The sequence below is a fragment of the Bacillus sp. FSL L8-0193 genome (assembly GCF_037976065.1).
In the GTDB taxonomy this organism is placed as follows: domain Bacteria; phylum Bacillota; class Bacilli; order Bacillales; family Bacillaceae; genus Bacillus; species Bacillus paralicheniformis.
This window is the reverse complement of the sequence record NZ_CP150261.1, coordinates 626,591-652,385: the sequence shown is the minus strand read 5'-3', so window position 1 is coordinate 652,385 and position 25,795 is coordinate 626,591. Positions and strand designations below refer to the sequence as shown.

Annotated in this window: 23 protein-coding genes and 2 pseudogenes; 12 read left to right on the top strand and 13 right to left on the bottom strand. The window is 43.1% G+C overall.

Annotation, left to right across the window (positions count from 1 at the left end):
* Positions 1-4: 4 nt before the first annotated feature.
* On the bottom strand, positions 5-1,087 hold the full coding sequence (locus MHH76_RS03280) for a response regulator (protein WP_023857813.1): 1,083 nt from the start codon (positions 1,085-1,087) through the stop codon (positions 5-7).
* 493 nt (positions 1,088-1,580) lie between these two features.
* Between MHH76_RS03280 and MHH76_RS03275 the strand changes: the two are divergent.
* From MHH76_RS03275 to MHH76_RS03265, 3 genes and pseudogenes are all read left to right on the top strand, one after another.
* A pseudogene (locus MHH76_RS03275) lies at positions 1,581-3,203 on the top strand (sensor histidine kinase); the annotation flags it as partial.
* A gap of 45 nt (positions 3,204-3,248) precedes the next feature.
* Positions 3,249-4,328 carry a response regulator gene (locus tag MHH76_RS03270; protein ID WP_308442921.1) on the top strand — a complete coding sequence of 360 codons (1,080 nt, stop codon included), beginning with the start codon at positions 3,249-3,251 and terminating at the stop codon, positions 4,326-4,328.
* Positions 4,329-4,531: 203 nt separating this feature from the next.
* On the top strand, positions 4,532-5,704 hold the full coding sequence (locus MHH76_RS03265) for an iron-containing alcohol dehydrogenase (protein ID WP_023857815.1): 1,173 nt from the start codon (positions 4,532-4,534) through the stop codon (positions 5,702-5,704).
* Between the two features lie 38 nt (positions 5,705-5,742).
* Here the strand turns inward: MHH76_RS03265 and MHH76_RS03260 are convergent, their stop codons facing one another.
* Positions 5,743-6,948: a Bcr/CflA family efflux MFS transporter gene (locus MHH76_RS03260; protein ID WP_023857816.1), complete on the bottom strand. Its 1,206-nt coding sequence runs from the start codon at positions 6,946-6,948 to the stop codon at positions 5,743-5,745.
* Positions 6,949-7,145: 197 nt separating this feature from the next.
* Here MHH76_RS03260 and MHH76_RS03255 point away from each other — a divergent pair, with 197 nt between their 5' ends.
* Positions 7,146-7,595, top strand: a complete 450-nt coding sequence (locus MHH76_RS03255; protein ID WP_023857817.1) for an NUDIX hydrolase — start codon at positions 7,146-7,148, stop codon at positions 7,593-7,595.
* Positions 7,596-7,618: 23 nt separating this feature from the next.
* On the opposite strand, the gene MHH76_RS03250 is transcribed toward MHH76_RS03255, so the two are convergent.
* The 3 genes from MHH76_RS03250 to MHH76_RS03240 all read right to left on the bottom strand — a co-directional run bounded on the left by MHH76_RS03250 (position 7,619) and on the right by MHH76_RS03240 (position 11,100).
* Positions 7,619-9,514, bottom strand: coding sequence for an acyltransferase family protein (locus MHH76_RS03250; RefSeq protein ID WP_023857818.1), 1,896 nt, complete (start codon positions 9,512-9,514; stop codon positions 7,619-7,621).
* Between the two features lie 228 nt (positions 9,515-9,742).
* Entirely contained in the window at positions 9,743-10,603 is an 861-nt protein-coding gene (locus MHH76_RS03245) for a DUF3298 and DUF4163 domain-containing protein (RefSeq protein WP_020450311.1), read from the bottom strand.
* A complete protein-coding gene (locus tag MHH76_RS03240; protein ID WP_020450310.1) occupies positions 10,603-11,100 on the bottom strand; it encodes an RNA polymerase sigma factor in 498 nt (165 codons plus the stop codon). The genes MHH76_RS03245 and MHH76_RS03240 overlap by 1 nt, the downstream gene beginning before the upstream one ends.
* Before the next feature lie 344 nt (positions 11,101-11,444).
* Between MHH76_RS03240 and MHH76_RS03235 the strand changes: the two genes are divergently transcribed.
* On the top strand, positions 11,445-11,708 hold the full coding sequence (locus MHH76_RS03235; protein ID WP_020450308.1) for a CD3324 family protein: 264 nt from the start codon (positions 11,445-11,447) through the stop codon (positions 11,706-11,708).
* A gap of 132 nt (positions 11,709-11,840) precedes the next feature.
* Positions 11,841-12,665, top strand: a complete 825-nt coding sequence (locus tag MHH76_RS03230) for an alpha/beta hydrolase (RefSeq protein WP_052500250.1) — start codon at positions 11,841-11,843, stop codon at positions 12,663-12,665.
* A gap of 134 nt (positions 12,666-12,799) precedes the next feature.
* On the opposite strand, the gene MHH76_RS03225 is transcribed toward MHH76_RS03230, so the two are convergent.
* Positions 12,800-13,159 (bottom strand): putative zinc-binding protein, encoded by a 360-nt coding sequence (locus MHH76_RS03225; protein ID WP_020450306.1) that lies wholly within the window; start codon positions 13,157-13,159, stop codon positions 12,800-12,802.
* 228 nt (positions 13,160-13,387) lie between these two features.
* Positions 13,388-14,020, bottom strand: a complete 633-nt coding sequence (locus MHH76_RS03220) for a DUF2306 domain-containing protein (protein ID WP_020450305.1) — start codon at positions 14,018-14,020, stop codon at positions 13,388-13,390.
* A 601-nt stretch (positions 14,021-14,621) separates the two neighbouring features.
* Between MHH76_RS03220 and MHH76_RS03215 the strand changes: the two are divergent.
* Both MHH76_RS03215 and MHH76_RS03210 read left to right on the top strand, forming a co-directional pair.
* Positions 14,622-16,004: pseudogene (locus tag MHH76_RS03215) on the top strand (amino acid permease).
* A 129-nt stretch (positions 16,005-16,133) separates the two neighbouring features.
* Positions 16,134-16,916: a cyclase family protein gene (locus MHH76_RS03210; RefSeq protein WP_020450301.1), complete on the top strand. Its 783-nt coding sequence runs from the start codon at positions 16,134-16,136 to the stop codon at positions 16,914-16,916.
* A 97-nt stretch (positions 16,917-17,013) separates the two neighbouring features.
* Here the strand turns inward: MHH76_RS03210 and MHH76_RS03205 are convergent, their stop codons facing one another.
* Together MHH76_RS03205 and MHH76_RS03200 are read right to left on the bottom strand one after the other, a co-directional pair.
* On the bottom strand, positions 17,014-18,240 hold the full coding sequence (locus MHH76_RS03205) for an MFS transporter (protein ID WP_023857824.1): 1,227 nt from the start codon (positions 18,238-18,240) through the stop codon (positions 17,014-17,016).
* 174 nt (positions 18,241-18,414) lie between these two features.
* Complete coding sequence (locus tag MHH76_RS03200) at positions 18,415-18,636, bottom strand: hypothetical protein (protein WP_020450299.1); 222 nt, start codon at positions 18,634-18,636, stop codon at positions 18,415-18,417.
* A gap of 163 nt (positions 18,637-18,799) precedes the next feature.
* Here MHH76_RS03200 and MHH76_RS03195 point away from each other — a divergent pair, with 163 nt between their 5' ends.
* Positions 18,800-19,129 (top strand): winged helix-turn-helix transcriptional regulator, encoded by a 330-nt coding sequence (locus tag MHH76_RS03195; RefSeq protein WP_023857826.1) that lies wholly within the window; start codon positions 18,800-18,802, stop codon positions 19,127-19,129.
* A gap of 83 nt (positions 19,130-19,212) precedes the next feature.
* Positions 19,213-19,785, top strand: coding sequence for an alpha/beta hydrolase (locus MHH76_RS03190; RefSeq protein WP_023857827.1), 573 nt, complete (start codon positions 19,213-19,215; stop codon positions 19,783-19,785).
* A gap of 364 nt (positions 19,786-20,149) precedes the next feature.
* Here MHH76_RS03190 and MHH76_RS03185 read toward each other — a convergent pair whose 3' ends face one another.
* The gene (locus MHH76_RS03185; RefSeq protein ID WP_023857828.1) at positions 20,150-21,016 is read right to left on the bottom strand and encodes a LysR family transcriptional regulator; all 867 of its coding nucleotides are present in this window, start codon (positions 21,014-21,016) and stop codon (positions 20,150-20,152) included.
* A gap of 110 nt (positions 21,017-21,126) precedes the next feature.
* On the opposite strand from MHH76_RS03185, the gene MHH76_RS03180 reads away from it, so the two are divergent.
* On the top strand, positions 21,127-22,239 hold the full coding sequence (locus MHH76_RS03180; RefSeq protein WP_023857829.1) for a Gfo/Idh/MocA family oxidoreductase: 1,113 nt from the start codon (positions 21,127-21,129) through the stop codon (positions 22,237-22,239).
* Between the two features lie 121 nt (positions 22,240-22,360).
* Here the strand turns inward: MHH76_RS03180 and MHH76_RS03175 are convergent, their stop codons facing one another.
* Together MHH76_RS03175 and MHH76_RS03170 are read right to left on the bottom strand one after the other, a co-directional pair.
* Complete coding sequence (locus tag MHH76_RS03175) at positions 22,361-23,233, bottom strand: YitT family protein (RefSeq protein ID WP_025810048.1); 873 nt, start codon at positions 23,231-23,233, stop codon at positions 22,361-22,363.
* 314 nt (positions 23,234-23,547) lie between these two features.
* Complete coding sequence (locus MHH76_RS03170; RefSeq protein ID WP_020450289.1) at positions 23,548-23,883, bottom strand: helix-turn-helix domain-containing protein; 336 nt, start codon at positions 23,881-23,883, stop codon at positions 23,548-23,550.
* A 105-nt stretch (positions 23,884-23,988) separates the two neighbouring features.
* Between MHH76_RS03170 and MHH76_RS03165 the strand changes: the two genes are divergently transcribed.
* Positions 23,989-24,903 (top strand): arginase family protein, encoded by a 915-nt coding sequence (locus MHH76_RS03165; protein WP_035337120.1) that lies wholly within the window; start codon positions 23,989-23,991, stop codon positions 24,901-24,903.
* Positions 24,904-25,171: 268 nt separating this feature from the next.
* Here the strand turns inward: MHH76_RS03165 and MHH76_RS03160 are convergent, their stop codons facing one another.
* Positions 25,172-25,789, bottom strand: a complete 618-nt coding sequence (locus MHH76_RS03160; RefSeq protein ID WP_035337122.1) for an FMN-binding negative transcriptional regulator — start codon at positions 25,787-25,789, stop codon at positions 25,172-25,174.
* Between the last annotated feature and the right edge of the window lie 6 nt (positions 25,790-25,795).

Below are 25,795 nucleotides of genomic sequence, written 5' to 3'. Positions count from 1 at the left end.
GTGTTTACATTTCATTCATTTTGTCCTTGATGAGTTTGTAGCGCTCATACTCCTTGATCGCTTCTTCTACATTCCCGGTTTTATTAAACAGCTGCATCTTGTATTGGATGATTTTATGATCGTACGGTTCGAATTTCTCGACCTGCAGACATATATCAAGCGCCCGGCGGTAGTCTTTTTCACGAATAAGGCAATCGACCAGTTCATAAGCTTTTCCAAGCCATATCCGGGCAAGCCGTGTCTTTTCGGGTTCGGCCCACAAATAACCGTGTTCCATAAAGTAATGGTTTTCGTATGCAAGCAGCAATTCCATGTGCCGGTTGATCGTCGCCATATGAATTGGAGGAGCCTCTTTCAGCGACTTTTCCCATTCGTCAGCATCCACTTTCACACCGGAAATCCGGAGGACATATCCGGTGTCAGTCTTCTCGATGGATTGGCTAAAAGGAAGCCTTTCGATTAATTTTCTGATTTGATAAATCGCCGTATACAGCTGGGTGCTCGCTTTAGAGACATCATGGTCAGGCCAGAACAGGTCGATCAACACGTCTTTGCTGATCACATGGCCGTGATGATGAAGCAAATACGCGTAAATTTCGCGTGCTTTGGACGTTCTCCACTTTACGGGTATATATGTTTTAACATCCTTCTCCGTTTTGTAAAATTGCAAACTCCCAAAACATTGAATGAAATAGTCTCCTCCGCCGTTTTCCGCGGAAGCCTTCAGCAAGCTGTTTTCTCTGATCCGTTCAACCGTCTTCACGAGCCGGACGTAATCGACGGGTTTAAGCAAATAATCCATCGCATTTAATTCAAATGCTTTTATAGCAAAATCGTTATAGGCCGTGATAAAAACAACCTGAATGTTTTCATTCATCGATTGAATCGCTTCAGCGAGCTCAATCCCGTTGATCCCCGGCATTTCAATGTCAAGAAACACCGTGTCTATATCCTGAATATCCGGATACTCCATAACATCAGCCGGATCTTGAAACATTTCAATGGATCGAAAACAATTTGTTCGTTCAAGCATATTTTTAAAATGAAGCAATGCCAATTCCTCATCATCCACAATTAACGCTTTCACGACACCCACCCCAATTTCATCGAGTCATCTGGAAATTATTATAATGATTATATCATGTCAATGGCCCTACTTAGTTGGATTCATTTTCTTATTCTTGTCGTTTATTAACATTTAAGAGTACAATATTCATATGGATTCGACAACACTGCAGCAGGCTGAATGAGGAGTGCTGATATTGAAAAAGCTATTTGTTTTCCTTTCGATTATTCTCGGCTATGCCGGCTTCTTTTTTATTTTCTTATTCATTAACAATCAACTGTCCGATCAGAATTACCCTGAAGCAAAGCAAGGAATCATCAATCTGGAAACATGGGATTTTCAGAAAGATGGGAACATCGCGCTCACCGGGGAATGGACACTCTATCGAAACCAGCTTCTCTCGCCAAAGGCGATCCATTCAGGCATTGGAAAAGCCCCCATTTATTCCGCTGTGCCTAACAATGTCAAACTTACCGATTCAGGGGAAAACGTGGATTACGGTACATACAGACTGATGATCCGGTCAAAGCAGGACAATGAGATGTTCGGAATCAGCACCTCTTTTATTAACAGCGCAAACCGAATTTATTTCAACGGCAAATTGATCGGGCAGAGCGGAACTCCTTCAAGTAAAGCGAATTTCAGGGCTCAAAACAGGCCTTATACGAGTTTTTTCGAGATTCACCGCGGGGACAACGAACTGATTGTACAATTTTCGAACTTCAAAAAAACACCTTCATGGGGAATAGAAAAACCGATTACCTTCGGAACGCAGCAGCACATTTTACACCAAAGCAAAATTTCTTTCTTTAATGAAACCAGCATGATCACGGCATTCTTCATTACCGGTTTATACTTTCTCGGCTTTTTCCTGCATCGAAAAAAGGATAAGCACTTATTCTTTTTTTCCACGATGTGTCTTCTTTTTTCAGTCATTGTGCTTTTAATCGGACGAGAACGAATGATCTTTCTTTTCTTTCCGTCTGTTTCATTCTCGGCTTTAAGCGTAATGAGGGCAACCACAATGGTGCTTGTCAGTATAGCGGTTTTTCTCTATCTCTATTTCGCTTACAGAGAAATCGTTTCGAAAAAATGGATAATCGGCGCGACTGCATTTTCTGCACTGGTTTTGTTGATTGATTTTATATCATGGGGTTTTACAGACCGTCTCGCATATGTATTGCATTCCGTTCTTGCCGTCACGACTTTGATTTATATTACGTATGTGTTTGCGATTGCTGCCCTTCGGAAAATGAAAGGCAGTCTTTATCTTACGATTGCAGCGATCTCAATGAGCGCATTCGTCATTTTAACGACCGTTTCTGCTTACAGCGGCAAAAGAGGCTTTTCGTTCAATTCGCTCTATGCCGTGCCGTCAATCATCGCTTTGCTGGCGGCTGTTCTGATGATGGCACAGCAATTCGCAGGCGCATTCCGCGAGAATGAAGTCCTATCCTTGAAATTGCTCAGAATGAATCGATTAAAAGACGAATTTATCGCCAAAACATCGCATGAATTTAAAACGCCGCTGAACAGCATGATTAATATATGCCAGACCCTTTTGGCAAGGAAAAGCAAAAGGACGGTAGAGGAAGAAAAAGAAAATCTGCAGCTGGTCATCCGCATGGGATACAGGCTCTCCAGCCTGGTGAATGACATTCTCGATTTGGAAAAAATGAAGCAGGGCATGCTGCAGATTCAAGCCGTTCCTGTCGATACCCATTCAGCGATCAGTACGGAAATGGGCTTCTATCGGCTGTTGTCAAAAAATAAACAGGTCCAGATTGTAAACCGGGTTCCATCCGGACTGCCGCTCGTCTTAGCTGACGAAAACCGCTTCCGGCAAATCATGACCAACCTGGTAGATAACGCAATCAAGTATACGCCGGAGGGACAAATTACGCTCTCTGCCGAGAGGATCAACCAAGAGAAGGTCAAAATCACTGTAGCGGATACAGGAGTCGGCATACCAAAGGCCGTCCGTCAATCGATATTCGAATCTTTTCAACAAGCAAAAAACCATAAAGATGACGGAGCCGGGCTCGGTTTAAGCATCGTCAGGCAGCTCGTTCAGCTTCAAAATGGGGAGATCTGGGTAGAATCGGAAGAAGGGAAAGGATCGGCATTTCATTTCACACTGCCTGTCGCAAAGGATGACTCGCTTCTTGACGATAAAGTGAACATGCCTCAACAGCAAGCCGTCAGGAGTTTGCCCGATGTTTCAATCAGCACGCCGTATTATTCAAAGAAAATGGATGCTCCAACTGTTCTGATCGTCGATGATAACATTGAAAGCTTAAAAATTTTGGCCGATATGCTTAAAGGCGTTCCTTATCAAGTCATCGCAGCAAAAAGCGGCAAAGAGGCTCTCGAAGTCGCCTCCCGATCAAAGCTTGACTTGGTGATTTTGGATCTGATGATGCCCGATATGACAGGGTTTGAAGTCTCTATGAAAATCCGTGAAAGATTCACAATGGTGGAACTTCCGGTTCTCATTATTACGGCAGCCATCATCGATCATGATAAATACAAGGCTTTTCACGCCGGGGCAAATGACATTTTGCAAAAACCGTACAACTACACTGAATTTGCAGCCCGCGTTAAAAACCTGATCATGATGAAAGATACGGCAGCCCAAGCGACCAATATGGAGATGGCATTCCTCCAATCGCAGATCAAGCCGCACTTTCTTTTCAACGTATTAAATACAATTATCGCGCTCAGTCATTTGGATATTGAAAAAGCGCGCGAAGTAACGGCTGATTTTACAAACTACTTAAGAATGAGTTTTGATTTTCAAAATACATCAGGGATGAGTTCTTTCAAACATGAACTGTCGATTGTGAATTCGTATCTTTCTATTGAAAAAACGCGCTTCGGCGATCGGCTGGACGTCATTTACGATATTGACGCAGACATTGACTTTGCCCTTCCGCCATTAATGATTCAGCCTCTTGTCGAAAATGCCGTCCACCACGGGATCAGCAAAAAAAGAGGCGGAGGCTGGATCAAGCTGACGGCAAAAAAAGAAAGCGAAAACCGCTATTATATCAAGATAGAGGACAATGGAATCGGCATGCCGCCGGAAAAACAACACGATATCTTTTCCTCTCATTTCACTCATAGCGTCGGTATGAAAAATATCAACCGAAGACTGAAGCACTTCTGCGGGAGCGAACTGAATATCGAGAGTGCGCCGGATGACGGAACCGCTGTCTCAATGGTCATTTCTATCAACGAATCGGCGGACGTCTCAGTATAGGTTTTAACCTGAAGACAGAACGGCCTCCTCAGCTTGCCGGCAAAGTCGGCAAGCTTTTTTACGCAGTAAATCAGGTGTGTGCTTCCTCCCCTCTGTACAATTTGACCCTGTCCTTTGTAAGAACACGGCCTCTTTTTCTATACGATTCAATATGTTATAGTAGAAAACTGTTTTTACATATACCATAGGAGGTTTGTTCATCAATGGAAAATTTCAGCTATTACAATCCAACGAAATTGATCTTCGGAAAAGGCCAGCTTGAACAGTTAAGAAAAGAATTAAAGGAATACGGAAAAAATGTATTGCTTGTTTATGGAGGCGGCAGTATTAAAAAGAACGGTCTTTATGACGAAGTTACGCGCGTGTTGAAAGAAGAAGGCGCTGACATGCACGAGCTTTCCGGAGTAGAACCAAATCCGCGTCTTGCTACGGTTAAAAAAGGGATCGAATTGTGTGCCCGGCATGAAATCGATTTTCTCCTCGCTGTCGGCGGAGGAAGCGTCATCGACTGCACAAAAGCGATTGCTGCCGGAGCAAAATACGACGGCGACCCTTGGGATATCTTCAGCAAAAAAACGACAGCAAAAGACGCCCTGCCGTTCGGTACGATTTTAACCTTAGCTGCAACCGGATCTGAAATGAACCCCGATTCCGTCATTACAAACTGGGAAACGAATGAAAAATATGTATGGGGAAGCGATGTCACGCATCCGAAGTTCTCCATTTTAGACCCTGAAAATACGTTCAGCGTCCCGGAAAACCAAACGGTTTACGGCATTGTTGATATGATGAGCCATGTGTTTGAACAATATTTTCATAATGTCAAAAACACGCCGCTTCAGGACAGAATGTGCTTTTCCGTTTTGCAGACGGTCATCGAAACGGCACCGAAGCTGTTGGAAGACCTGCAAAACTATGAGCACCGGGAAACCATTTTATACGCAGGCACAATCGCTTTGAATGGCACGCTGCAAATGGGCTATTTCGGCGATTGGGCTTCCCATACAATGGAGCACGCCGTTTCGGCCGTTTACGACATTCCGCATGCGGGCGGCCTTGCGATCTTGTTCCCGAACTGGATGAGATATACGCTTGATACGAATGTCAGCCGCTTCAAAGCCCTTATGCTGAACATGTTTGACATTGACACAGAAGGCAAAACCGATAAAGACATCGCGCTTGAAGGAATCGATAAGCTGTCCGCGTTCTGGACAAGCCTTGGCGCTCCTTCCCGCCTTGCCGACTACGGCATCGGCGAAGAAAAGCTCGATCTGATCGCAGACATCGCCGCTAAAGAAATCGAGCACGGCGGCTTCGCCAATTTCCAAAAACTAAACAAAGATGACGTACTCGCCATTCTCCGGGCTTCTCTATAACAACAAAAGGACGGAATCAAGTGATTCCGTCCTTATCTTTACCGCTCCCCCTGTCTTTCCCGTGTTAAGGCAAAAAAGGTGAAAGATCCGATCACAGCTGTAATAAACATGATCGCACCCATTGGAACGGCCGTTGTTTCATTCATTCCAACGAGAGGCGAAACGATCGAACCGAGCAGAAGCGGAAGCATGCCGAGCATCGCGCTTGCACTGCCCGCACGGTGTCCCTGGTTTTCCATCGCCAGCGTAAATGTGCTTGTCAACGTCATTCCGATGGTTATCATGTAGATAAAGATGGAAATGACAATCGCTGCAAGCGGTCCTTTCAAAATCGTCATCGTCAGGAGAACGGATGTCGCGATGACAGCGGTAATAACCGCGATCCGCAAGAGCTTCCTCTCATGAATGATTCCCCCGAAACGCCCGATGATAAAGCTTCCCGAAATAATAGCGAGGCCGTTAATGCCGAACAGCACGCTGAACACTTGAGGAGAAACCCCATAGATGTCCTGATATACAAAAGGGGTTCCGGACACGTATGCAAAGCTGCCTCCGTGAATGAAACCGACAGTCAGCGCATAGCCGATGAAAGACCGGTCCTTCAACAAGCTTCCCATCGTTTTGAGAGACGAACCGATTGAGCTTGGAATCCGTTTGTCAGGCGGCAATGTTTCAGTCAATTTCATTGAGATAACGAGCACTAGGAACAATCCGATCAATGATAGAGTATAAAAAATCGTATGCCAAGTAGCGAACGGCAAAAGCAGGATGGCTCCCCCCGTCATTGGTGCGACCATTGGCGCAACCGCGGTGATCACCATTAAAAGCGAGAAAAATTTAGAAAGCTCTCTGCCTGTAAACACGTCCCGTACAATGGCGCGCGACAGCACAATTCCCGCCGAAGCGGTAAAACCCTGTAAAAAACGACCAATGACCAGCATAATAATATTCGGGGAAAGCGCGCAAAACAAAGAAGACAACGCAAATAAAAAGATGGATATTAATAAGGGCTTCCGTCTTCCTTGTGCATCACTGACCGGCCCAATAACGAGCTGACCAAACGTAAGCCCGATCAAACACGCTGTTAAGCTTAGCTGTACGAGCGAGGCTCCAGCTGATAAATCATCGGCAATTTCGGGAAAGCTTGGCAAATACATATCGATATTCAGCGGGCCCAGTATCGCAAGCATGCCGAGCAGAAAAGCCAATGCAAGGCGTTCCTTTCCTGTTGGATTATGGAGCATAGTATCAAACCTTTCTTTCAAGCTAGTAAAATATATTGTTTCATCATGAAATAAACTGGAGGATCGCAAAACATTTGTATATTGTAACATATTTTTTTGGCTGTGAAAGAGGATTGCTCATGACCGGTTAAGATCGGAGATCGAATCGGTCAGATGATTTATAATTGAAGTGAAACACAGGAAGGAGTTATCTTAACTTGAATGCAGTAAACACTGTAGGTTGCTTTACAATTGTGGAAAATAGCAAAGGAAAAATACTTCTGGTTAAAAGAAAAGATTATCCTGTCTGGGACTTGCCAGGAGGCAGAATGGAAAAGCACGAGCAGCCGGAAACATGCGCCATGAGGGAAATGGAAGAAGAAACAGGCTACCGTATTTCTATTATGTGCAAAATAGGAGAGTACGATCAACCGCAATATCATGACATACAGTACATCTATTCAGGAAAATTACTAGGTGGGGAACCCATTAAACAAGGGCCGGAAACAGCAAAAATCGGATGGTTTCGCAAAGATAGATTACCTTTGTTAATGGTTCCCCATAGAAGAAAACAAATAAAAAATTTTACAAAACATCATAACAAACTAGTAAAAGAAACTTTAAAAACACCTTATTTGATTAGATTTATCACGAGATTCAAGAAATAACAGCCTCTTTTTATGTTTAAGCATTATTTCATCGCTTTGACGATAAGCGATGCCAAAGCTTCGGTCCCTTTCGGCATCAGGTGTACGCCGTCAGCGGTGAAATATTCGGGATGTTTCAGGGCTTCAGTATGCCAATCGACCAATGTCACGTTTTGACGGCTGTCCGCTTGCTTCCGAAGCGATTCATTCACCTTGCTCTCCCACTGACGGGGGACGCGCGTGTTCACGAGATAGACATCAGCGTTTGAGAACGCATCAAGTAAAGCGTCCATCTGACTGTCCGTAAAATAGCCGTTTGTTCCCAGTTCAATTACGACGGCTTTGTCCGAATGATTAAAGGAAGCGTAGGTTGATGTCAATTGAAGCGCTTCCCTCACTTGCCTTCCAACCTGACCGTCGATTGTAATTCCCGGAATTTTCTTACGCAGGCTGGAAGCAATGTCAAGCATGACCGAATCCCCGACAGCCAATACCTCTTTCTCGATATGATCAGGCTCTTTTTCCGCAGACTGCTCATCTTTTGTATTTGACGATTCATCCCCGCCGGCTTTCTGCCGGCTTTTAGTTTCATCATCTTTCCCGCTTTCAGCTTGTGCTTTCTTATCATCCTTCCGTTCTTCACTTTTGTCAGCCGGCTGATCCGCTGAGGCGCTTGTTTCCTCATAAGATTTGGAATAGGCCTGTTGCGGCTGTTTCTTTTCGTCGGCCAATCCCGACAGGCCTCCTGCAAAAATGAGGAGTGCGGCAAACATCAGTCCGATTGATATTTTGCTGGGAACGGAAGCGGTTTTCCATTCCGTGATCTTATCCAGAAAAACCCGGCTGACAAACGGTTTAAAACCGTCTTGTCGGATTGGCTTCTCGATAAAGCGATACGAAAGTTCCGCCAGAATAAACGTAACAGCGACCTTAATCGCAACATGCCAGAACACCGGATTTCCAATCTCTTGAACAGGTGTGCTCAGCACGATGACGGGATAGTGCCAAAGATAAATGCCGTACGACCTTTTCCCGATCCAGCGCAGCGGCTTCACGGAAAGGGCAAAGCCCAAGAAGCTGCTCGGATGACTGACGCATGCAATCAAAATCGCTGCGATTATGCTGATCAGAAGCATTCCGCCGTGATAGAGAAACGGGCTGAATTCATCGACAAAATAAATGCTCATCATAAGCAGCGCGAAAGCGGCAAGCTCAGTTCCGTGCAACGCGTGCTTCAGGCTGCTTGGGAGCCTGTTCCCAGATAGTCTTTTCATCGGCCACACAAGGGCTAATGCGCATCCGATCAACAGCTCGAAGGCGCGCGTATCAGTCCCGTAATATACGCGGCTCGGATCGCCGCCAGGGATGTACAGGATGCTCATCCATACGGCTGAACAAAGCGCACACAGCACAACCGCCGCAGCCAGCCTCTCCCGCTTTTTAAATATGTAGATGCCCAACAGCAAAATGATCGGCCAGATGAAATAAAACTGTTCTTCAATCGCCAGTGACCACAAGTTTTTTAAAGGAGACGGCGATCCGAAACTATCAAAATATGAGAGGTCGTGAAAGATAAACCACCAATTGCTGACATATAAAAGAGAGGAGATCGCATCTCCCCGCACGGTATGCATCAGCTCTCTGTTAAACAAAGCGACCCATATGACGGTTGCGAAAATCATGAGCGTCGCCGCTGGAAGCAGCCGCCGTATCCGGCGCACCCAAAAATCTCTGAATGTGAGGGAAATGTCATTTCCATACGCCGGCAGGATAATCGATGTAATCAAATATCCTGATAAAACAAAAAAGATATCAACGCCAATAAAGCCTCCGTCGGCCCAGCTCATGTTGAGGTGGTAAGCGATAACCGCCAAAACGGCAAAAGCCCGAAGCCCGTCTAACCCCGGTATGTAACGGTGTTGTTGTGTCTGATCTCGCATGGTATTCCTCCAATGATATGTACGTACGGTTCTTCTTTATGTTTCGCGCCTTTTACGGCTCCGATATTATAGACGAAGTCAGGACCGTTTTTTGTTTCAAAAAATCGTCATTTTTATCTACCCTGAATGATGCCGTCTCTCTAGTATAAAAGTTTCAAGCTGAATATGGTGTTACAAAGTTGTAAAAAGTAAAAAATCCATGATTTCAGCGAATCATGGATTTTTTGACTAGCGGATGTAGCGGTCGCCGATCAGCAGGCTCGAAATCGCCTTAGTCGGAATTTCAAACTCTACCGCGCCCATATATCCGGGTGCGACTTCATAATCGTCAAATGAAATCACCAGTTTATGATTCTCTGTAATATAAAAATTTTGGTCGGCCTTGATTCGTTTGAATGGCTCGACTTCCTCGTCATTGATCCAATATATTTTATCAGGATCATCTTTCATTTGCTGTTTCATTTGTTCTTTAATGTTTTCGCTGATGGCCGTAATATACCGGTCGTCTTTAAACAAACTCTTCAAGGTAAGCAGAATTTCATTCTTTTTGTCAATGGTGATATAGCGCCGTTCGGTATAGCTGGACGCTTCCGTTCTTTCGACGCTTCGCCGAATCGAAATCAAATCCTTCGTATCCGTGACTGTCTCATAATCGCTGTAGATGCTGAGATGCCCTTTTTTATTCCGGGACGTCTCCTTCATGAATTCCCGGTAAAGCTGACGGCTTTCCTTTACATATTTCTCGTTAATGCCATTTTCAAGCTCCCGGTTATTCAAGCCGGACAGAGCCGGTGTTTTCACGTCAATACTCGATTCTCCATCTTTCTGTTTGATCTCGGTGAATGTGATGGCCTTAACGACCTTGCCGATGACGGGTAAACGCGACATGGCCTGGGCTGCTCCGGGATTGATATTCACGACGGCAGCCAATAGTACAGCCGCCGCGACAAGCGTTGATGCAGGCCATACCACCAGCCTTCTCTTCTTCTTCGGTTTATGCTGAAGCGCAGTTTCGACAACCTGATCCAGTTCCTTCGGAATGGGGACGTTTTGATATGCTTTTCTCAGCTGTTCCAATTTCTTTTCCATTAAGAAAGATCCTCCTTCGTCAATTGGATGCGCATAAGCTTCAATCCTCTGTAAAGGCGCGTTTTGACCGTATTCAAATTTTCGCCTGTGATTTCCGCAATCTCTTCCAGTTTGAGATCCTCAAAAAATCGCAGAACAATAATGGTGTGGTAGGGATGCGGCAACTCGTCAAGCGCCTCATGAAGGTCTGTATCCCGGTAGATATCTTCCTTGCCCTTGCTTAAAAATTCGATCGTTTGATCATCCATAACCTTTAGTTTTTTCCGTTTGCGCAAAAAATCGATTGCCGTCCGCACCAAAATTTTGTAAAACCAGCTTTTAATCGTATCCGGATTGCGAACAGAATCGACGGAATCGAGCGCTTTTTTGATTGATTCCTGGACAATATCTAAGGCGTCTTCTTGATTTTTCACATAGCTGTACGCCAGCCGGTAAAAGTCTTCTTTCCGGTCTGTTATGCAAGCGACAAGAGACGCTCTGGCTGCTTGTTTCTTCATTGCAATAAAGAACTCCTTTTTTGAATATACGTATATACGGCTGTTACATTAGGATAGACGCGGGAGCGTGAAAAATAGTTTGCGGACTGGTCATTCTTTTTAAAAATATTTTATCATCAAGTGCCGCCAATCTCGATTTCATTTATAATGAATAGCAAATTCGAAGGAGGTGATCACATGGCAAGCATCAGAATGCCGGATCATGCAGCGTCTCATGCAAAGCCTGTTATCGGAAAAGGCGATACTTTGCATGGGGTGGACAAATAAAATCGCCTGAAGTAAGCTTTTCTGGTAATTGGCTTTGCCCCTTATTTTACAATCAAAGGAATAAGGAGCTGGCAAACATGGCATACGTAAAGGCTGCCGCTGTTCTACCTGAAAAGCTGCTATCGGAAATTCAAAAGTATGTTCAAGGGGAAACGATCTACATTCCCAAGACTGAATCCGCCCACAAAAAATGGGGTGCACGTTCAGGAGCAAGAAAGCTGATCGATGATCGCAACACCGCGATAAAAAGGGCCTTTAAAAATGGCGAAACTATTGAGCACTTAGCAGCGGAACATCATCTTTCCATCGAAACGATTAAAAAAATCGTTTACACAAAATAAACTGGAGCACGGATCCTTGTGATCGGTGCTTTTTAATATGGCGAGTTTGTTTATTAGCTGATTTCTGCATTTTCTATGCTTTCTCCGTCATGTAATGTAAAAGTGATCATGCAACGAGAGGAGAATATTGTCATGAAACACGGTGTATTGGAAGTACCCGGAGCAAAGCTCTACTACGAAGTGCGCGGCTCTGGGCCTATCTTGCTTATGATTCACGGGGGCAACGGCGATGCAGAATCATACCCGATTACAGACCGCCTATCCGACCGTTACACGGTTATCACATACGACCGCCGCGGGCATTCCCGCAGCAGGCTGGAAGATCCGAATGAAAATTACCAGGTTTCCGCACACAGCGATGATGCGAGCCGGCTGCTGGCCGCTCTGACGGATGAACCGGCCCATGTATTCGGCTGCAGCTCCGGCGCGGTCATCGGCCTTGATCTTGCCATCCGCCATCCTGCACAAATCCGCATGTTGGTCGCACACGAGCCTCCGATTCCGCAATTGTTGGCCGGCAGTGACCGCACCAAAGGGTTCGAGAGCTTGGAGAACCTTGAAAAACAATACAAACGAAGCGGATTACAGGCTTTAGAAGCATTCGCGAAAGCGATGGGCATTACGTCCACAGCTCAGCCGGACCGTCCAAAAACCCGGACGGAGCAGCTCATGGCCAACATTGACTATTTTATCCTGTCCGAGGTGCCGGGTTTAAGAGAATATTCACCCGACATCGGCAGGCTTAAAGCTTCACCGGTTACAGTCGTTCCTGCCGGCGGCATTGATTCGCAAGGCTGTCTCCCGTACAGGTATGCAGAAGCATTGGCTGATCATTTGAAAACGAAAGTGGTCGATTTTCCAGGCAATCATGTGGGATGCGTTTTATATCCGGAGGAATTTGCCGAAAGGCTGGACATGGTTTTTAGAAGATGTAACAACAAAAATACCAAGGGATGAAACCCTCGGTATTTTTAATCGATCCGCCGTTCGCAGAAAGCTTATGGCCTGTAATCGGCATTCGATTTTTCAATTCAATTGCATCCGTTCACTGATGCTTTAAACAGCACCCTAAATAAACATTCCCAAAAGGCTTAGCATTTTAAGAGCTGCAAAATTTGTTCATACGCATTCATATAAAGGACAGGGTCGGGATCTGCTCCTTTTTTCTTCGGCACGTTAAAATCCGATAATACAAAATGATGCTTCGGCTGAACATCATGCTTAGCTAAACAGCTCTTGACACAGCATAAAGGACAGCCGTCAATCGCAATGATATCCCGCCCGGATTTTGCTGTTTTGACAAGCGGTTTCACATCGCCGCCGACTCCGGCAATGCACGACATTTCGGCCGTTTTCTCCCGATCCATTTTAATGGCAATCATATTGGCCGTTTGCGCGGCCGAGGAACATCCGGAGCACGAATACACTAGAGGCAGATCAGTTCTTTTCATCGGTTGACACATCCCTGTTTTTCTTTATTTTCGCCGGCAAAAAACTATCATTTACTTTACAGGAGGTGCGTGATGAAAACTGTGAGCCAGATCACTTTTTCTATTACTCTATGAGCTGAATCAAACAGCCCAAGCAAAAGCAAAACTGCTTCACACTCCTTTCCCGTATTCAATGAGAATACTCGCCTCCTTGATCTATATGGAATCCTCAGGAAAAAGAGCAGGGGCTTAAAAGCCCCTGTGATTTGTATAAAAAATTTGCGCCGGCTTTTTAAAGGCGAACCGAATGATCCATTCGGCCAACGCGATGCAAAGCACAATCGCTCCGAAAACGCCTATCGTGTAGCTGATGTCATATATCAGGCCGAGTCCTTTATGACACACGAAAGTGATCAAGTGAATGAACATATTGGTAAAACAGAATAGATAGCTGCGAATCATCCAATTCCGGTGCTTGATAAACTGATTACGCCGGGCTTTGATGACGGAAATAACCGTGGCGGCAGGCCAATACATATTCACCATGTTAAAGGCTATGCTGACGGCCTTCCCTCCGGTAGAATGCGGTGCCATATAGCCTGACGACAGCGTCACAATCAGCACGCAAACGACGTAGAGCCAGCCGTTAAAACGGTGAATCTTGCGGCTTTTGGTCAACAAGGCGCTGGAGAAGTTGACAGCGCCCGAAGCCATCGCCAAACAAGCGGCAACAACGTGAACATACATCACCTTCAGCCAGACCGGGAGATGAAAGGAGTCCCTCAGGTGAGATTTATGGCTGAGAAAAGATGTTGATTGCGGATCAAGAATTAAATTTTCAAACAAGGTATACAGAACATACACCGCGATTACGATCAGCATTGCCGAAAAAACCGATTGACTGCGTTGAGATTTCCTTTTGTTCAGCTTTCGTTCCTCCTAATACATCATGCTCTCTGAAATACCTATATTGTATCACGAAAGCGGACGTGCGCAGCAGCTTGGCATATCAAGCCCTCAATGACAAAACCTTCCCCATTAAAAACAGGCCAAGTACGATTTGTTGCTTGGCTCGAGCCTCCCGTTTTTCTGGAAAGCCGGAATAATTCTGTCATCTTTTGCGGCATACTTTTGAATGATGTCTCTGCTGAAATCGCGAGTCGATGACAATGGCTTCAACAATTTCAAGGAGTTGCCTCAGCACGCTGTCCAAACAGACGGATATGTATTTTGCAGCGGGTATGACAATACTTACGGACGGATTCATTCCCGCTTCTTATTCCGAACCAAATATGATTAATGAACAACGACCATTCTATAAAGATCTGGTTACAAAAAGAAGGATCAGTCTACTTCCACGCAAACCACCTCTTTACAAACGCATCAGGCGAATCTTATCTGTTACTTCAAATTTTAATGTTATTATAGATTTTAAAACATGCGGGGATCGGGCCTAAAAAATAAAAATGGAGGCATACATAAAGTGACAGAAGATGTAACTGACAACGATATACACGAACAAAAATTATCGAGAGGCCTGAAAAACAGGCATATTCAGCTCATCGCCATCGGCGGAGCGATCGGAACGGGGCTGTTTCTTGGTTCGGGGAAATCAATCCATTTTGCAGGACCGTCGATTTTATTTGCTTATCTGATTACGGGAATCATTTGTTTTTTCATTATGCGTTCTCTTGGAGAACTGCTTTTATCCAATTTGGAATACCATTCGTTTGTCGACTTTGTCAGGGACTACTTAGGCGACATGGCGGCATTTATAACGGGTTGGACATACTGGTTTTGCTGGATTTCGCTCGCGATGGCCGATTTAACCGCGGTCGGGCTTTATCCCCAATACTGGCTGCCTGATGTACCGCAATGGCTGCCCGGATTGATCGCCCTGCTCATTTTGCTGATCATGAACCTGGCGACCGTCAAGCTTTTTGGAGAATTGGAGTTCTGGTTCGCATTAATCAAAGTTATTGCGATTTTGGCGCTGATCGTGATCGGCCTTTTCATGATCTTCAAAGGATTTCCCACCCATTCGGGCGCTGCCGCCTTTCACAACCTTTAGAGCCACGGCGGCATGTTTCCAAATGGACTGCACGGTTTTCTCCTTTCATTCCAGATGGTTGTCTTTGCGTTTGTTGGCATCGAACTTGTGGGACTGACAGCGGGGGAAACGAAAGATCCGGAAAAGGTCATTCCTAAAGCGATCAACAATATCCCCGTCCGTGTTTTGCTGTTTTATATCGGTGCTCTCCTTGTGATCATGAGCATCTATCCGTGGAATGTCATCAACCCAAATGAGAGTCCGTTCGTCCAAGTCTTTGCAGCGGTCGGCATCATTGCGGCTGCAAGCATCATCAATTTTGTGGTGCTGACATCGGCGGCTTCGGCAAGCAACAGCGCAGTCTTCAGCACGAGCCGGATGATATACTCGCTTGCGAAAGAACATAATGCGCCCGGCGCTATGACCAAACTGACCTCCCGCAAAGTGCCGAGCAATGCGTTGTTTTTCTCAGCGGTCGTAATTCTGATTGGCATCATGCTGAACTATATCATGCCTGAACAAGTGTTTACGCTGATTACAAGCATCTCGACGATATGCTTCATCTTTATTTGGGGAATCACCGTCATTTGCCATTTGAAATACCGCAAAACAAGACCGGATTTAGCGAAAACAAACAAATTCAAGATGCCGCTTTACCCGTTTTCAAATTATGTGGTTCTCGGTTTTCTTACGTTTATCCTCATCGTCCTTGCACTGGCGCAGGACACCCGCGTTGCCTTATTTGTCACGCCGGTTTGGTTTATCATGCTGATCGCGATTTACAAGCTGAGGAAACCTAAGTCACAGCAAGTGTAGAAAAATGCGAATCGCCTGCAAAATGTTCTGCAGGCTTTTTGTATGGCTCATCATGTAAAATAAAAAAGATAACAGCTTGATCGCCTACAATTTCAATGGTCAGCCGCTTAGGCAGAAAGGGGAAAACAGATGAAAATCAATCAAATTGTAGATTTGTCGGTATCGTTAAGAGGTGATATACCGTCTGATCCGCCGGGGTTTGTCCCTGAAATCGAATATGCGGATCATAAGCAAGGAGCTAAACAGATGGTCCAGAGCTTTCCCGGCCTTTCCTCGCAAGATCTTCCCGGGGGAGAAGGCTGGTCGCTGGAAAAAGTGAAGATGTCCACGCATGCCGGAACGCATATCGACGCTCCATATCATTACCGTTCTGTTACAGACGACGGCAAGCGGATGATGACGATTGATGAAGTGCCGCTTGACTGGTTTCATGGCCCTGGCGTTAAACTGGATTTCAGACATTTGAAAGACGGGCATATCATTACCCCTGAAGAAATCGAACAGGAGCTTCACCGCATCAATCATAAACTCGCGCCCGGCGACATTGTTCTTGTGAATACGTCGGCTGGCGCCAAATACGGACAAAACGATTACCTGCACAGCGGCTGCGGGATGGGGCGTGAAGCCACTCTATTTTTAACGGAGCGCGGCGTACGCCTTGTCGGAACTGACGCCTGGAGCTGGGACGCTCCATTCAGCATGACCGCCAAGCGCTTTGAACAGGAAAAAGACCCATCCATTATTTGGGAAGGTCATTATTCAGGCAGCACCATTCCTTACTGCCAAATTGAAAAGCTCGCCAACCTTGATCAATTGCCTTCCACTGGATTTTACGTCATGGCTTTTCCGGTAAAAGTTGAAAAAGCGTCTGCCGGCTGGGCGCGCCCGGTTGCGATTCTTAGCGGTGAATGAAGCCTTGAGATCATCACGGGAGGCTCCTATGGCATAAAAAAGCATCGTATTTAAACAGCAATGCTTTTTTATGCCTCCTCTACGGGGGGGAGCTACTCTATAAAGATACCCGCTTTTCTTTATCTTTGTTATAAGTTCTGTTAAATAAATAAGTTGTTGTTAAAAGAGCAGCAATTACAATGATGAATAAAACGAAGTATCCGTAAACAGTTTGACCCGCCGGCACTACTGTAATCGTTAAGATGCCTATTAAAGCAACTTGTCCCAACAGCTTTACCGCATTAAACAACGAATTGACACGTCCCATATATGCATTATCGACATGATGGAACATATAACTTTTCCTAAATACTCTGATCGCAGCATTTGAATGCCCCCAAAAGAGGCTTGCAACTATAAATGTCACAGCATTCGGAACGAGGAAGATCACAATGGTTGCTAGAGCAAATACTGTCATAAACAATATAACACCTTGCATATCGGGCCATTTCTTTGATATTTGATATGTGACAAAACCGGCGCCCATAGCTCCAATGGCGTAAACAATATTGGCAATGCCGATAACTGACGGACCTTCGTTTAAATAGTCGTAAATGAAAACCGGATCCAAGTAGTTTGCGACAATAATCACGATGCTTGGTATAAAAGAAGTCAATAAAAGAGCAAACAAAACTTTTCGATGAGATAAATATTGGAGTGAGGAGCTAAAGTTTTGCCAGTAAGATTCATTTTTCATTGTATTGGAATGCTCTTCTGCTTCAGCATTTCGTTGATAGGGAAGTTTGTAGATGAGGATGGAAGCTGCTATAAATGTAGCGATGTTTATGACCAAAATGACTGTCGCATCCATCTTGCCGATCATCATGGCAGCCAGCCCCGAACTAATCATCAGCGCCGCCTGCCCCTGAACTTCAAGACTGCTGTTCACCTTACTATAGTCCTCTTTTTTGAACATTTCCTGAGTTAAAGCGGCTAAAGCAGGATACTTTATCGAATCGTAAGCCGTATGATAAAAAATCAGTATCACAACAAGGGTGATGTCCAACACGGCGGAAATATTGAATAGAACAGAAAAAACGCCTAAGACCACTATTCCTATTATTTCTAAATAGAGAAATATCGCTTTTCGAGAATATCGATCCACCAAACTCCCTAAATAAGGTGAAGCAAAAAACACTAAAATCATCGTTGTCATCGTCAATAACCCATATAAAACGGATTGTTTCAATTGATCAATCAGCAGCCAGACAATTAAATAGGAAGTGATACCGGTACCTACGGTGGAAATCAAATTAGCGGCTAGCAATAGTTTCAACTTTCGCAATTATAAATCACCCATTTTTGATTTCCAAATACACAGAAGAAAATAGACAAAAAAATAGATTTGTGGGTTCAAAATGGAAAAGGCTGTTTTCTTTCATTTCATCACGCTCCATATTTAAAACTCGTTATTTATAAAAGTGACATCCTCCTGCTTTTATATTGGTTCTCCATTCAGTCACAACACTTGCGTAAACAAACAATGAAATGAATACAAGAAACACGCGGCTCCAGCCATCACATTGAAGGTTCCCGATTTTTCATTGTTTGATTTCAACATCATGAAGAACAAACCGGAAAAGAAAAATCCGATAAACCAGCCGATTGGAATCTGGACAAAAGCTAAAATAAAACCAATAATCCCTATCGTTTGAAAAACTTGAGGTGCAAATTCGCGCAAAAGTATTCCCGCCCTTTTTCAGAAGAAATCCGCTCCCTTTTTTTGTATCATATCACATCTCCTCAACAAAATAAGGAAAACAAGTGAATCTTTTGCTATTTATGTTGAAGCCAGGCTCAATATTGATTTTTGTTATGATCTTAAAAAAGGAGGTTTGATTACCATGAATACCTTATGCCGCAGCAAACAAGCTCCATTTGAATACACCTTATCTCTTATAGGTGGTAAATGGAAAATGAGAATCCTCTATGAGCTGGCGTGTGAAAAAACGATGAGATACGGGGAGCTCAAACGGGCTATGCCGTTAATCACCCATAAAATGTTAAGTTCCCAGCTGAAGGAGTTGCAAACTGACGGTCTGATTCACCGGGTGGAGATTTCTCAAAATCCCCTCAGAGTAGAGTATTCGTTATCAGACAGAGGACTGTCTTTATACCCTCTCATAGATGAAATGTGCAGATGGGGACAAAGAGAAGGTTTGCCTTATGAGTAAAAAATACTTACTAAAAAGTGCGTACTTGTTTCCCGACGGGAGGGATTTTATACTGAATAAAAATTATTTGTAAGGAGAACAGGATGACAAAACAAATTTATATCATTCATGGCTACAGAGCCTCCTCAACCAACCACTGGTTTCCTTGGCTGAAAAAACGTCTGCTTGCAGACGGAATACACGCAGAAATTTTAGACATGCCTAATCCTCACCAGCCAAGGCTTAAAGATTGGCTTGATACGCTCTTTTTAAATAAGCACACATTAAATAAACATACTTATCTGGTTGCACACAGCCTGGGGTGCGCCGCCGTTTTGAGGTTTTTGGAACAAACGCAATTGCGTCAACCACTTGGCGGAATCTTGCTCGTTTCCGGCTTTGCCAAGTCACTGCCCGATTTAAAGATGTTAGATGAATTTACCGAGGAATCGTTTGATTTTCAAAACATCATTGAGTCAGCTAAGCATCGTGCTGTCATTGCCTCTAGAGACGATCAAATTGTGCCATTTGCATGGAGCAAAGATCTGGCGCAACAAATTGACGCTAAGCTTTACGAAGTTCAACACGGGGGGCACTTTTTAGAAACTGACGGATTTACTTCTTTGCCGATTGTTTATGATGTTTTAAACTCCTATTTCTCAAAAGAAACTTGCTAAAAACAATAAAGGATATTCGGATTTTAGGGCGGCAAAGGGCTTAGAAGCCGCCCTTCTCCAATTTCTTAATAAGTGTGGAAAAAATCGATGCCAAAGTTCCCTGTTTTGAAGTGGTCTGTTACGTCATGCCAATTGAAAATGTGTATAATATAGCTTTGTTGAAGGCACTTGAATGAAAGCGCGTTATGTTTCTTGTAAAGGCTTAGCACTTAAAGCTTCAAAATGAGTCATCTCTAATTTAGATCAGGGATATTACCTAACCAAGTTCCCAAAAGAAATGAATCCCGTTCATTGATATATCTTTCACGCACAAGGGTACACCTTTTTGTATTGGTTTTAAGAGAGCATAACTTTTTTATCAACCTTACATTCCTTCAATGATGTCGCTCAGGGAGTTATTTAATTCAATAAACTGTTTCTCTATAGGTGTAAATTTATGATTTAGTCTTGTAATGAAATATAAATCGACGTATCTATAAGGTGATGGAACTTCTAAATAATGATGGATATTGTAGCGATCTGCTATGCGCTTTGATACTAAGGAAATTCCCATACCCATCAATGCAAATTGCACTAAGGATTCTGGATCGCCCACTTCAATGATTTCCCCCTGTTGGATGTTCGAATCTTCAAAAATATGACATAATAATGTTAGATACAAGCACTTGTCTGATAATACAAGTACGTTTTTTCCGTTTATATAATCATCAAATCTCGTATATTGATCTATACCTTGGCCTATGATAACCAATTCTTCATATCCCACTTTTTGATAACTTATCTTTTTATTGTTTAGCGATCCAATCGTATAAGCAACATCGATTTTTCCAAGGAGAACTTGATTTTCAATATATTCTGTTGAACCTGTTTTTAATGTTACCGATAAATCAGGATATGTATGATAAAGCTTATTTAAAGCACTTGAGAATTGAGTTCCACCAACAGATATCATCGTGCCAATACGGAGTTTTTCATCGTGTTTTTTCATGATGTTTTCGGTTTCTTCCCAAACGAACAAGATTTTCTTGTATTGATGATATAATTTTTCTCCCCCTTTCGTTAGTTTGACTCCTTTTGAATTTCTGATAAACAGTTGTTGATGATAATGAGTTTCGATTTTTTTTATTTTCGCAGTCATATTGGATTGAAGGTGATTCAATTTAATTGCAGCAGCAGATATGCTTTTTAATTCCGCCACTGAAACAAAAGCTTTCATGTTTTCAATATCCATTCATATTTCAACCCCCATCAAAAAAAGTGATATAACCATCATAACTTAACATTTAAAATGATCTCTAATTTTAATTATACTCGGTTTAAAGAGTTTTGGAGGGATAGCTAATGAAGAACAACGTGATAAAAGCAGGGATTATAGGCGGATCTTTGAATAATCAATGGGCTAGTCAAACACATATTCCGGTATTGAAGGAAAATCCTTTTTATGAAATAACGGCGATTGGAACATCAAAAATGGAAACCGCAAAAAAAAGCGCTATGATGCTTAAGGCTGCCTCTGCTTTTACAGATTATAAGGAATTAGCACAATCAAAAGATGTTGATTTGGTAGTCGTCAGTATAAAGGTTCCTTTCCATTATGAAGCTTCGCTTGCAGCCATAGAAGAAAATAAACATATATATTGTGAATGGCCTTTAGGCAAAGATACTGTGCAGGCTGAAAAACTGGCAAAATTGGCAGATGACGCAAACATTCATCATGCGATTGGATTACAGGGAAGGCAATCTCCAGAAGTCAATTATTTAAAGCGGGCAATCAAACAGGGGGAGATCGGCAAGGTCATCTCCTGCACGATGCAGGTAGCAACACAAGGAAAGGGAGGAATAACAGATGAAAAAAGCAGTTACCTTTTAAAAAGAGAAAATGGGGCGAACCTTCTTACAATCAACGGTGGTCACTCGCTTGATGTTCTTTGTCATATCCTGGGTGATTTTAAAGAATTATCAGCTGCAATGAACAGTCATTATACAGAAGCCGTTATACAAGAAACAGGGATGAAAATACCAAAAAACACAGCTGACCAAATTTTAATCCAGGGGACGCTCGTTAATGGCGCTTCAGCCTCTGTCCATATTCAGGGCGGAGTTTATCCAGCTTTTCAATTAGAGATTAGAGGGGAAAAAGGTGTTTTGCGTTTAACACAGCATAATTCCTCAGGACACGTACAATTTGGCAATCTCAAAGTCAAAAAGATTACACATCCTCATAATTTGTTAAATGCTGAAGATGTTTATTCTGAAGAAGTAAAAATTTCCCCAGTAAAGGATCATGGTGCAAGAGGCTATGTTGAAACTGCTTATACTATTTTAGCGGAAGATATATTTGAACATAAAAATCAAATCCCAAACTTTCATGACGCTGTCAAACTGCACCGGTTGTTAGACGCCATTCGGAAGTCGGCAAAGACCGGTAAAAAAGTACTCTTAAAAAATGAGTAGGAACCTTATAACTTTGCCCTGGCACATGCCTGTCCAGCATTAGCAAATTGTTCGGAAACCGACATGATATAAAAAAACATACCAACAAGCTTTGGTATGTTTTTTCTTAGGAAATCCCTGATTAATGAATATTAGGTTTTCTAAAATTACTGCCTTTGACTTCAGCTACGTCATATACAGTGACAAAAGCATTTTTATCAACTTCATTAATGATTTCCTTTAATTTGGTGTCTTCTAAGCGATTGATGACACATGTAATTTCTTTAAACTTTTCGTGGGAAAAACCACCGTAAGCTTCTTTATATGTAGCACTTCGGCCCAATTGATCGCGAATTGTCTCCACCATCAACTCAGGTTCTGTTGTAATAATTTGAAAGGTTTTAGAACCGCTTAATCCTTCCTCGACAACATGAATGACTTTGGACGCAATATAGTAGGCGATGACTGATAGCAATGCCCCTTGCAAGCCAAATACAGCGGAAACAAAAATAAACACAAAAAGGTTAAAGAATAGAATGAGATCGCTCGTTCCAAATGGCAATTTGCGCGATAACAGCACAGCAAGCATATCAATTCCGTCCAATGCTCCGCCATTACGCAGCGCCAGCCCCATTCCAAAACCAAGGATGATCCCTCCCACAACAGTGACTAACAAGGTGTCCCCTTCGATTATAGCCGGAGTGTGGTGCATAAAACTTGTACCTGCTGCAAGTGATGCGATTCCGATAATCGATAATAACGCAAAGCTTTTCCCGATTTGCTTATATCCCAGCCAGACAAACGGGATGTTTAAAGCTGCGATAAGTATACCAAGCGGCAAGTCAAATAGTTGTGAACCAACAATGCTGAGTCCTGTCACTCCGCCATCAGATACATTGTTAGGAATCAGCACTGTTTCCAATCCATAGGCCGCTATGATTCCTCCGATCATGACCATTATAACTTTGAAAATCATTTTCGCTTTAAATTTCTTATGTTTTTCGATTTTATTCATGCCATTCCTCATTTCAAATTTTACGTTATATTTAAATATACCATAACAGTTTTTCTAGGTTCAAAAGTTCAATCACGTTTTTTGAGCGGCTGCTGCAAATACCGATCATTACATTGGATTAAGGTAACCCTTTTAGACTTGGAACATTCATGTGCCAGTGGTTGGATCTATTTTGCAAGCACCCCGTTTCGCAACTGGTGAATAACAAATAAAGGCCCTAATGTTTATGGACATTCCCGGCCAGGCAAAAGGATTGTCGGCAATAGAACGAAGCATTTGATTCTTCTCTCTCCAAGATGAATGAATCCTTAACTTTATTGGTTTTTCACCCCCCATTCACATAACCCCTCTAAAACCGGCAATAGTGATTCCGCTTTACCAGTGAGACTGTACTCGACCTTTGGGGGAACTTGAGGGTACTCTTTCCGCTTCACCAGACCATCCGCTTCCAATTCTTTAAGTTGTGAACTCAATGTTTTATAAGTAATAGCCCCTATTTGTCTTTTCAGCTCATTAAAGCGAACCGGTTGATTTTCCGCGAGGAGGTAAATAATAACCATTTTCCATTTGCCGCCGATCACGGACAATGTGTAGCCAAAAGGTGTATCTTGAATATTTTTAACTTTGCCTTTATATTCAGCCATACTCATATTAACACTTCCCTTTCGGATAGTACCTATCAATAAAGTGCGTACTGTTTTTTTGTTTGCGTTCATTTTATACTAACCGTAATTTGAAGTAAAGGAGACGATAACATGGCTAAAAAAACGATACGTCTGTTGATGCCGCAATGGCAAGGGGGAAACAATCCCAACTACTCTTTTGGAGCGGAACTGCTTGCTTGGCTGGCTCCTGAAAATGATCAGCCCCTTATTCATGTTCCGGTTCAAACTTATGATGGAACTCCGCTTGAAAACGAAAACGGAATAAACGGGAGAAAACAACTGCTGGAACAATTGGAGGCTGCTCAGCATATCATTCATGCCCATAAGCCGGATCGCATTGTCATGTTTGGCGGTGACTGCTTAGTCGAACAAGCACCATTTGCTTATTTAAACGAAAGATACGGCGGGGACTTAGGTTTAATTTGGATTGATGCTCACAGCGATTTAGTTAGATATGCCGGATATGATAACGGTCATACATTACCGCTCGGAAATCTTTTGGGAGAAGGAGATGAAGAGTTCGCAAAACATGTGAACATTCCCCTTAAACCTGAAAATGTCTTTATTGCTGGATTAGCAGCTCCCACAGAAGAAGAAACAAAAGTGATATCAAAAGAACTTCAAAGACAAGGTATAGCTTTCACAGAACCAGACACTGATGTGATTAAAAGACTTGGGATTAGAACAGCCGGAACTAAAAAGTTAATGACCAGTACCGAATCTATAAAAGAATGGATAAAAGAAAGCAACATCAAGTATCTGGCCATACACCTTGATTTAGACGTGCTTGATCCGAAGGCATTTCGTTCTTTATTATTCGCCAATCCTGAAGCACCTGTAACTTTTTCTCCTGAGGGAACAATGCAAATGCCGCACCTGCTTCATCTTCTGAAAGAACTCTCTTCCGAAACGGATGTAGTTGGATTAGGTATAACCGAACATTTGCCGTGGGACTCTATTCATTTGAAGAAATTGCTTAGTGAAATCCCTATTTTAAATCAATAATTTCATAAACGGGACAACAACAAATTAATGGAGTCGGTAACCCTCCATAAATAAATACCAAGGGGTCATAACCCTTGGTATTCCTATGATGCGGCCGAGAGACTTGAACTTTCGCGGGCTGCGACCCCATTAAGTCTTCGACAAAGATGATTCGGCCTAACCATTCGGCCTGCCTTTTTATTTCCCGCTCGATCTTTAAGATGCTGCATAAATGACGGCTCTGATTCCGACCTTTAACTCCTGCATGGGGTTGAAGGTGGATTTATATTTAATTTTCCAGCCTCTTTTTCATCACTGCCGCCAATTGCTCCGCATGGGGATCTCCTTCATTTTGCAATTGATCAATGATGTTCATGTAGTCTGTATCATTTCGGTTTTGACTTAATTTATATGCAGCCTGAATGTCTTCCACCTTAATCTTAAACCCGACAATCGCTTTCAGTTGTCTTTCTAAAAGTTGAGGAGAAAGGTTATCCCATAAAATTGGATTTTCTCGGTGTTTTTCGTATTTTCCCATCATAATTGTTAATTCTTCTATTAATTCATCTCTCTCTAGAATGCTTGCTTGACCGTATATATGGACGGCTTGATAATTCCATGTTGGAACATCCTCATGCCCATACCAGGAAGAAGAAATGTATGCGTGCGGCCCCTGAAACATAACAAGCACATCTTGACAGGTTTCAAAAGTTCTCCACTGCGGATTTCCAAAAGAGACATGGCCGGTGATATAGTAATCATCACCTTTTTTATTGAATCCCAAAGGCAAATGAGTAGCGATTGGCTTCCCTTGTTCTGTCGTAACAATCGTGCCAAAAGAGTTTTTTTGGACAAAATCCAAAATTTCATCAACATTTTCGACTTTAAAATATTTTGGAATATACATCGTCAT

Bases quoted from the DNA above. Each gene is read 5' to 3' on its own strand.
- MHH76_RS03270 (WP_308442921.1), top strand. From the start codon at position 3,249: ATGCCTCAACAGCAAGCCGTCAGGAGTTTGCCCGATGTTTCAATCAGC.
- MHH76_RS03265 (WP_023857815.1), top strand. From the start codon at position 4,532: ATGGAAAATTTCAGCTATTACAATCCAACGAAATTGATCTTCGGAAAA.
- MHH76_RS03260 (WP_023857816.1), bottom strand. From the start codon at position 6,948: ATGCTCCATAATCCAACAGGAAAGGAACGCCTTGCATTGGCTTTTCTG.
- MHH76_RS03250 (WP_023857818.1), bottom strand. From the start codon at position 9,514: ATGCGAGATCAGACACAACAACACCGTTACATACCGGGGTTAGACGGG.
- MHH76_RS03245 (WP_020450311.1), bottom strand. From the start codon at position 10,603: ATGGAAAAGAAATTGGAACAGCTGAGAAAAGCATATCAAAACGTCCCC.
- MHH76_RS03240 (WP_020450310.1), bottom strand. From the start codon at position 11,100: ATGAAGAAACAAGCAGCCAGAGCGTCTCTTGTCGCTTGCATAACAGAC.
- MHH76_RS03235 (WP_020450308.1), top strand. From the start codon at position 11,445: ATGGCATACGTAAAGGCTGCCGCTGTTCTACCTGAAAAGCTGCTATCG.
- MHH76_RS03230 (WP_052500250.1), top strand. From the start codon at position 11,841: ATGAAACACGGTGTATTGGAAGTACCCGGAGCAAAGCTCTACTACGAA.
- MHH76_RS03225 (WP_020450306.1), bottom strand. From the start codon at position 13,159: ATGAAAAGAACTGATCTGCCTCTAGTGTATTCGTGCTCCGGATGTTCC.
- MHH76_RS03220 (WP_020450305.1), bottom strand. From the start codon at position 14,020: ATGCTGATCGTAATCGCGGTGTATGTTCTGTATACCTTGTTTGAAAAT.
- MHH76_RS03210 (WP_020450301.1), top strand. From the start codon at position 16,134: ATGAAAATCAATCAAATTGTAGATTTGTCGGTATCGTTAAGAGGTGAT.
- MHH76_RS03195 (WP_023857826.1), top strand. From the start codon at position 18,800: ATGAATACCTTATGCCGCAGCAAACAAGCTCCATTTGAATACACCTTA.
- MHH76_RS03190 (WP_023857827.1), top strand. From the start codon at position 19,213: ATGACAAAACAAATTTATATCATTCATGGCTACAGAGCCTCCTCAACC.
- MHH76_RS03185 (WP_023857828.1), bottom strand. From the start codon at position 21,016: ATGGATATTGAAAACATGAAAGCTTTTGTTTCAGTGGCGGAATTAAAA.
- MHH76_RS03180 (WP_023857829.1), top strand. From the start codon at position 21,127: ATGAAGAACAACGTGATAAAAGCAGGGATTATAGGCGGATCTTTGAAT.
- MHH76_RS03175 (WP_025810048.1), bottom strand. From the start codon at position 23,233: ATGAATAAAATCGAAAAACATAAGAAATTTAAAGCGAAAATGATTTTC.
- MHH76_RS03170 (WP_020450289.1), bottom strand. From the start codon at position 23,883: ATGAGTATGGCTGAATATAAAGGCAAAGTTAAAAATATTCAAGATACA.
- MHH76_RS03165 (WP_035337120.1), top strand. From the start codon at position 23,989: ATGGCTAAAAAAACGATACGTCTGTTGATGCCGCAATGGCAAGGGGGA.
- MHH76_RS03160 (WP_035337122.1), bottom strand. From the start codon at position 25,789: ATGTATATTCCAAAATATTTTAAAGTCGAAAATGTTGATGAAATTTTG.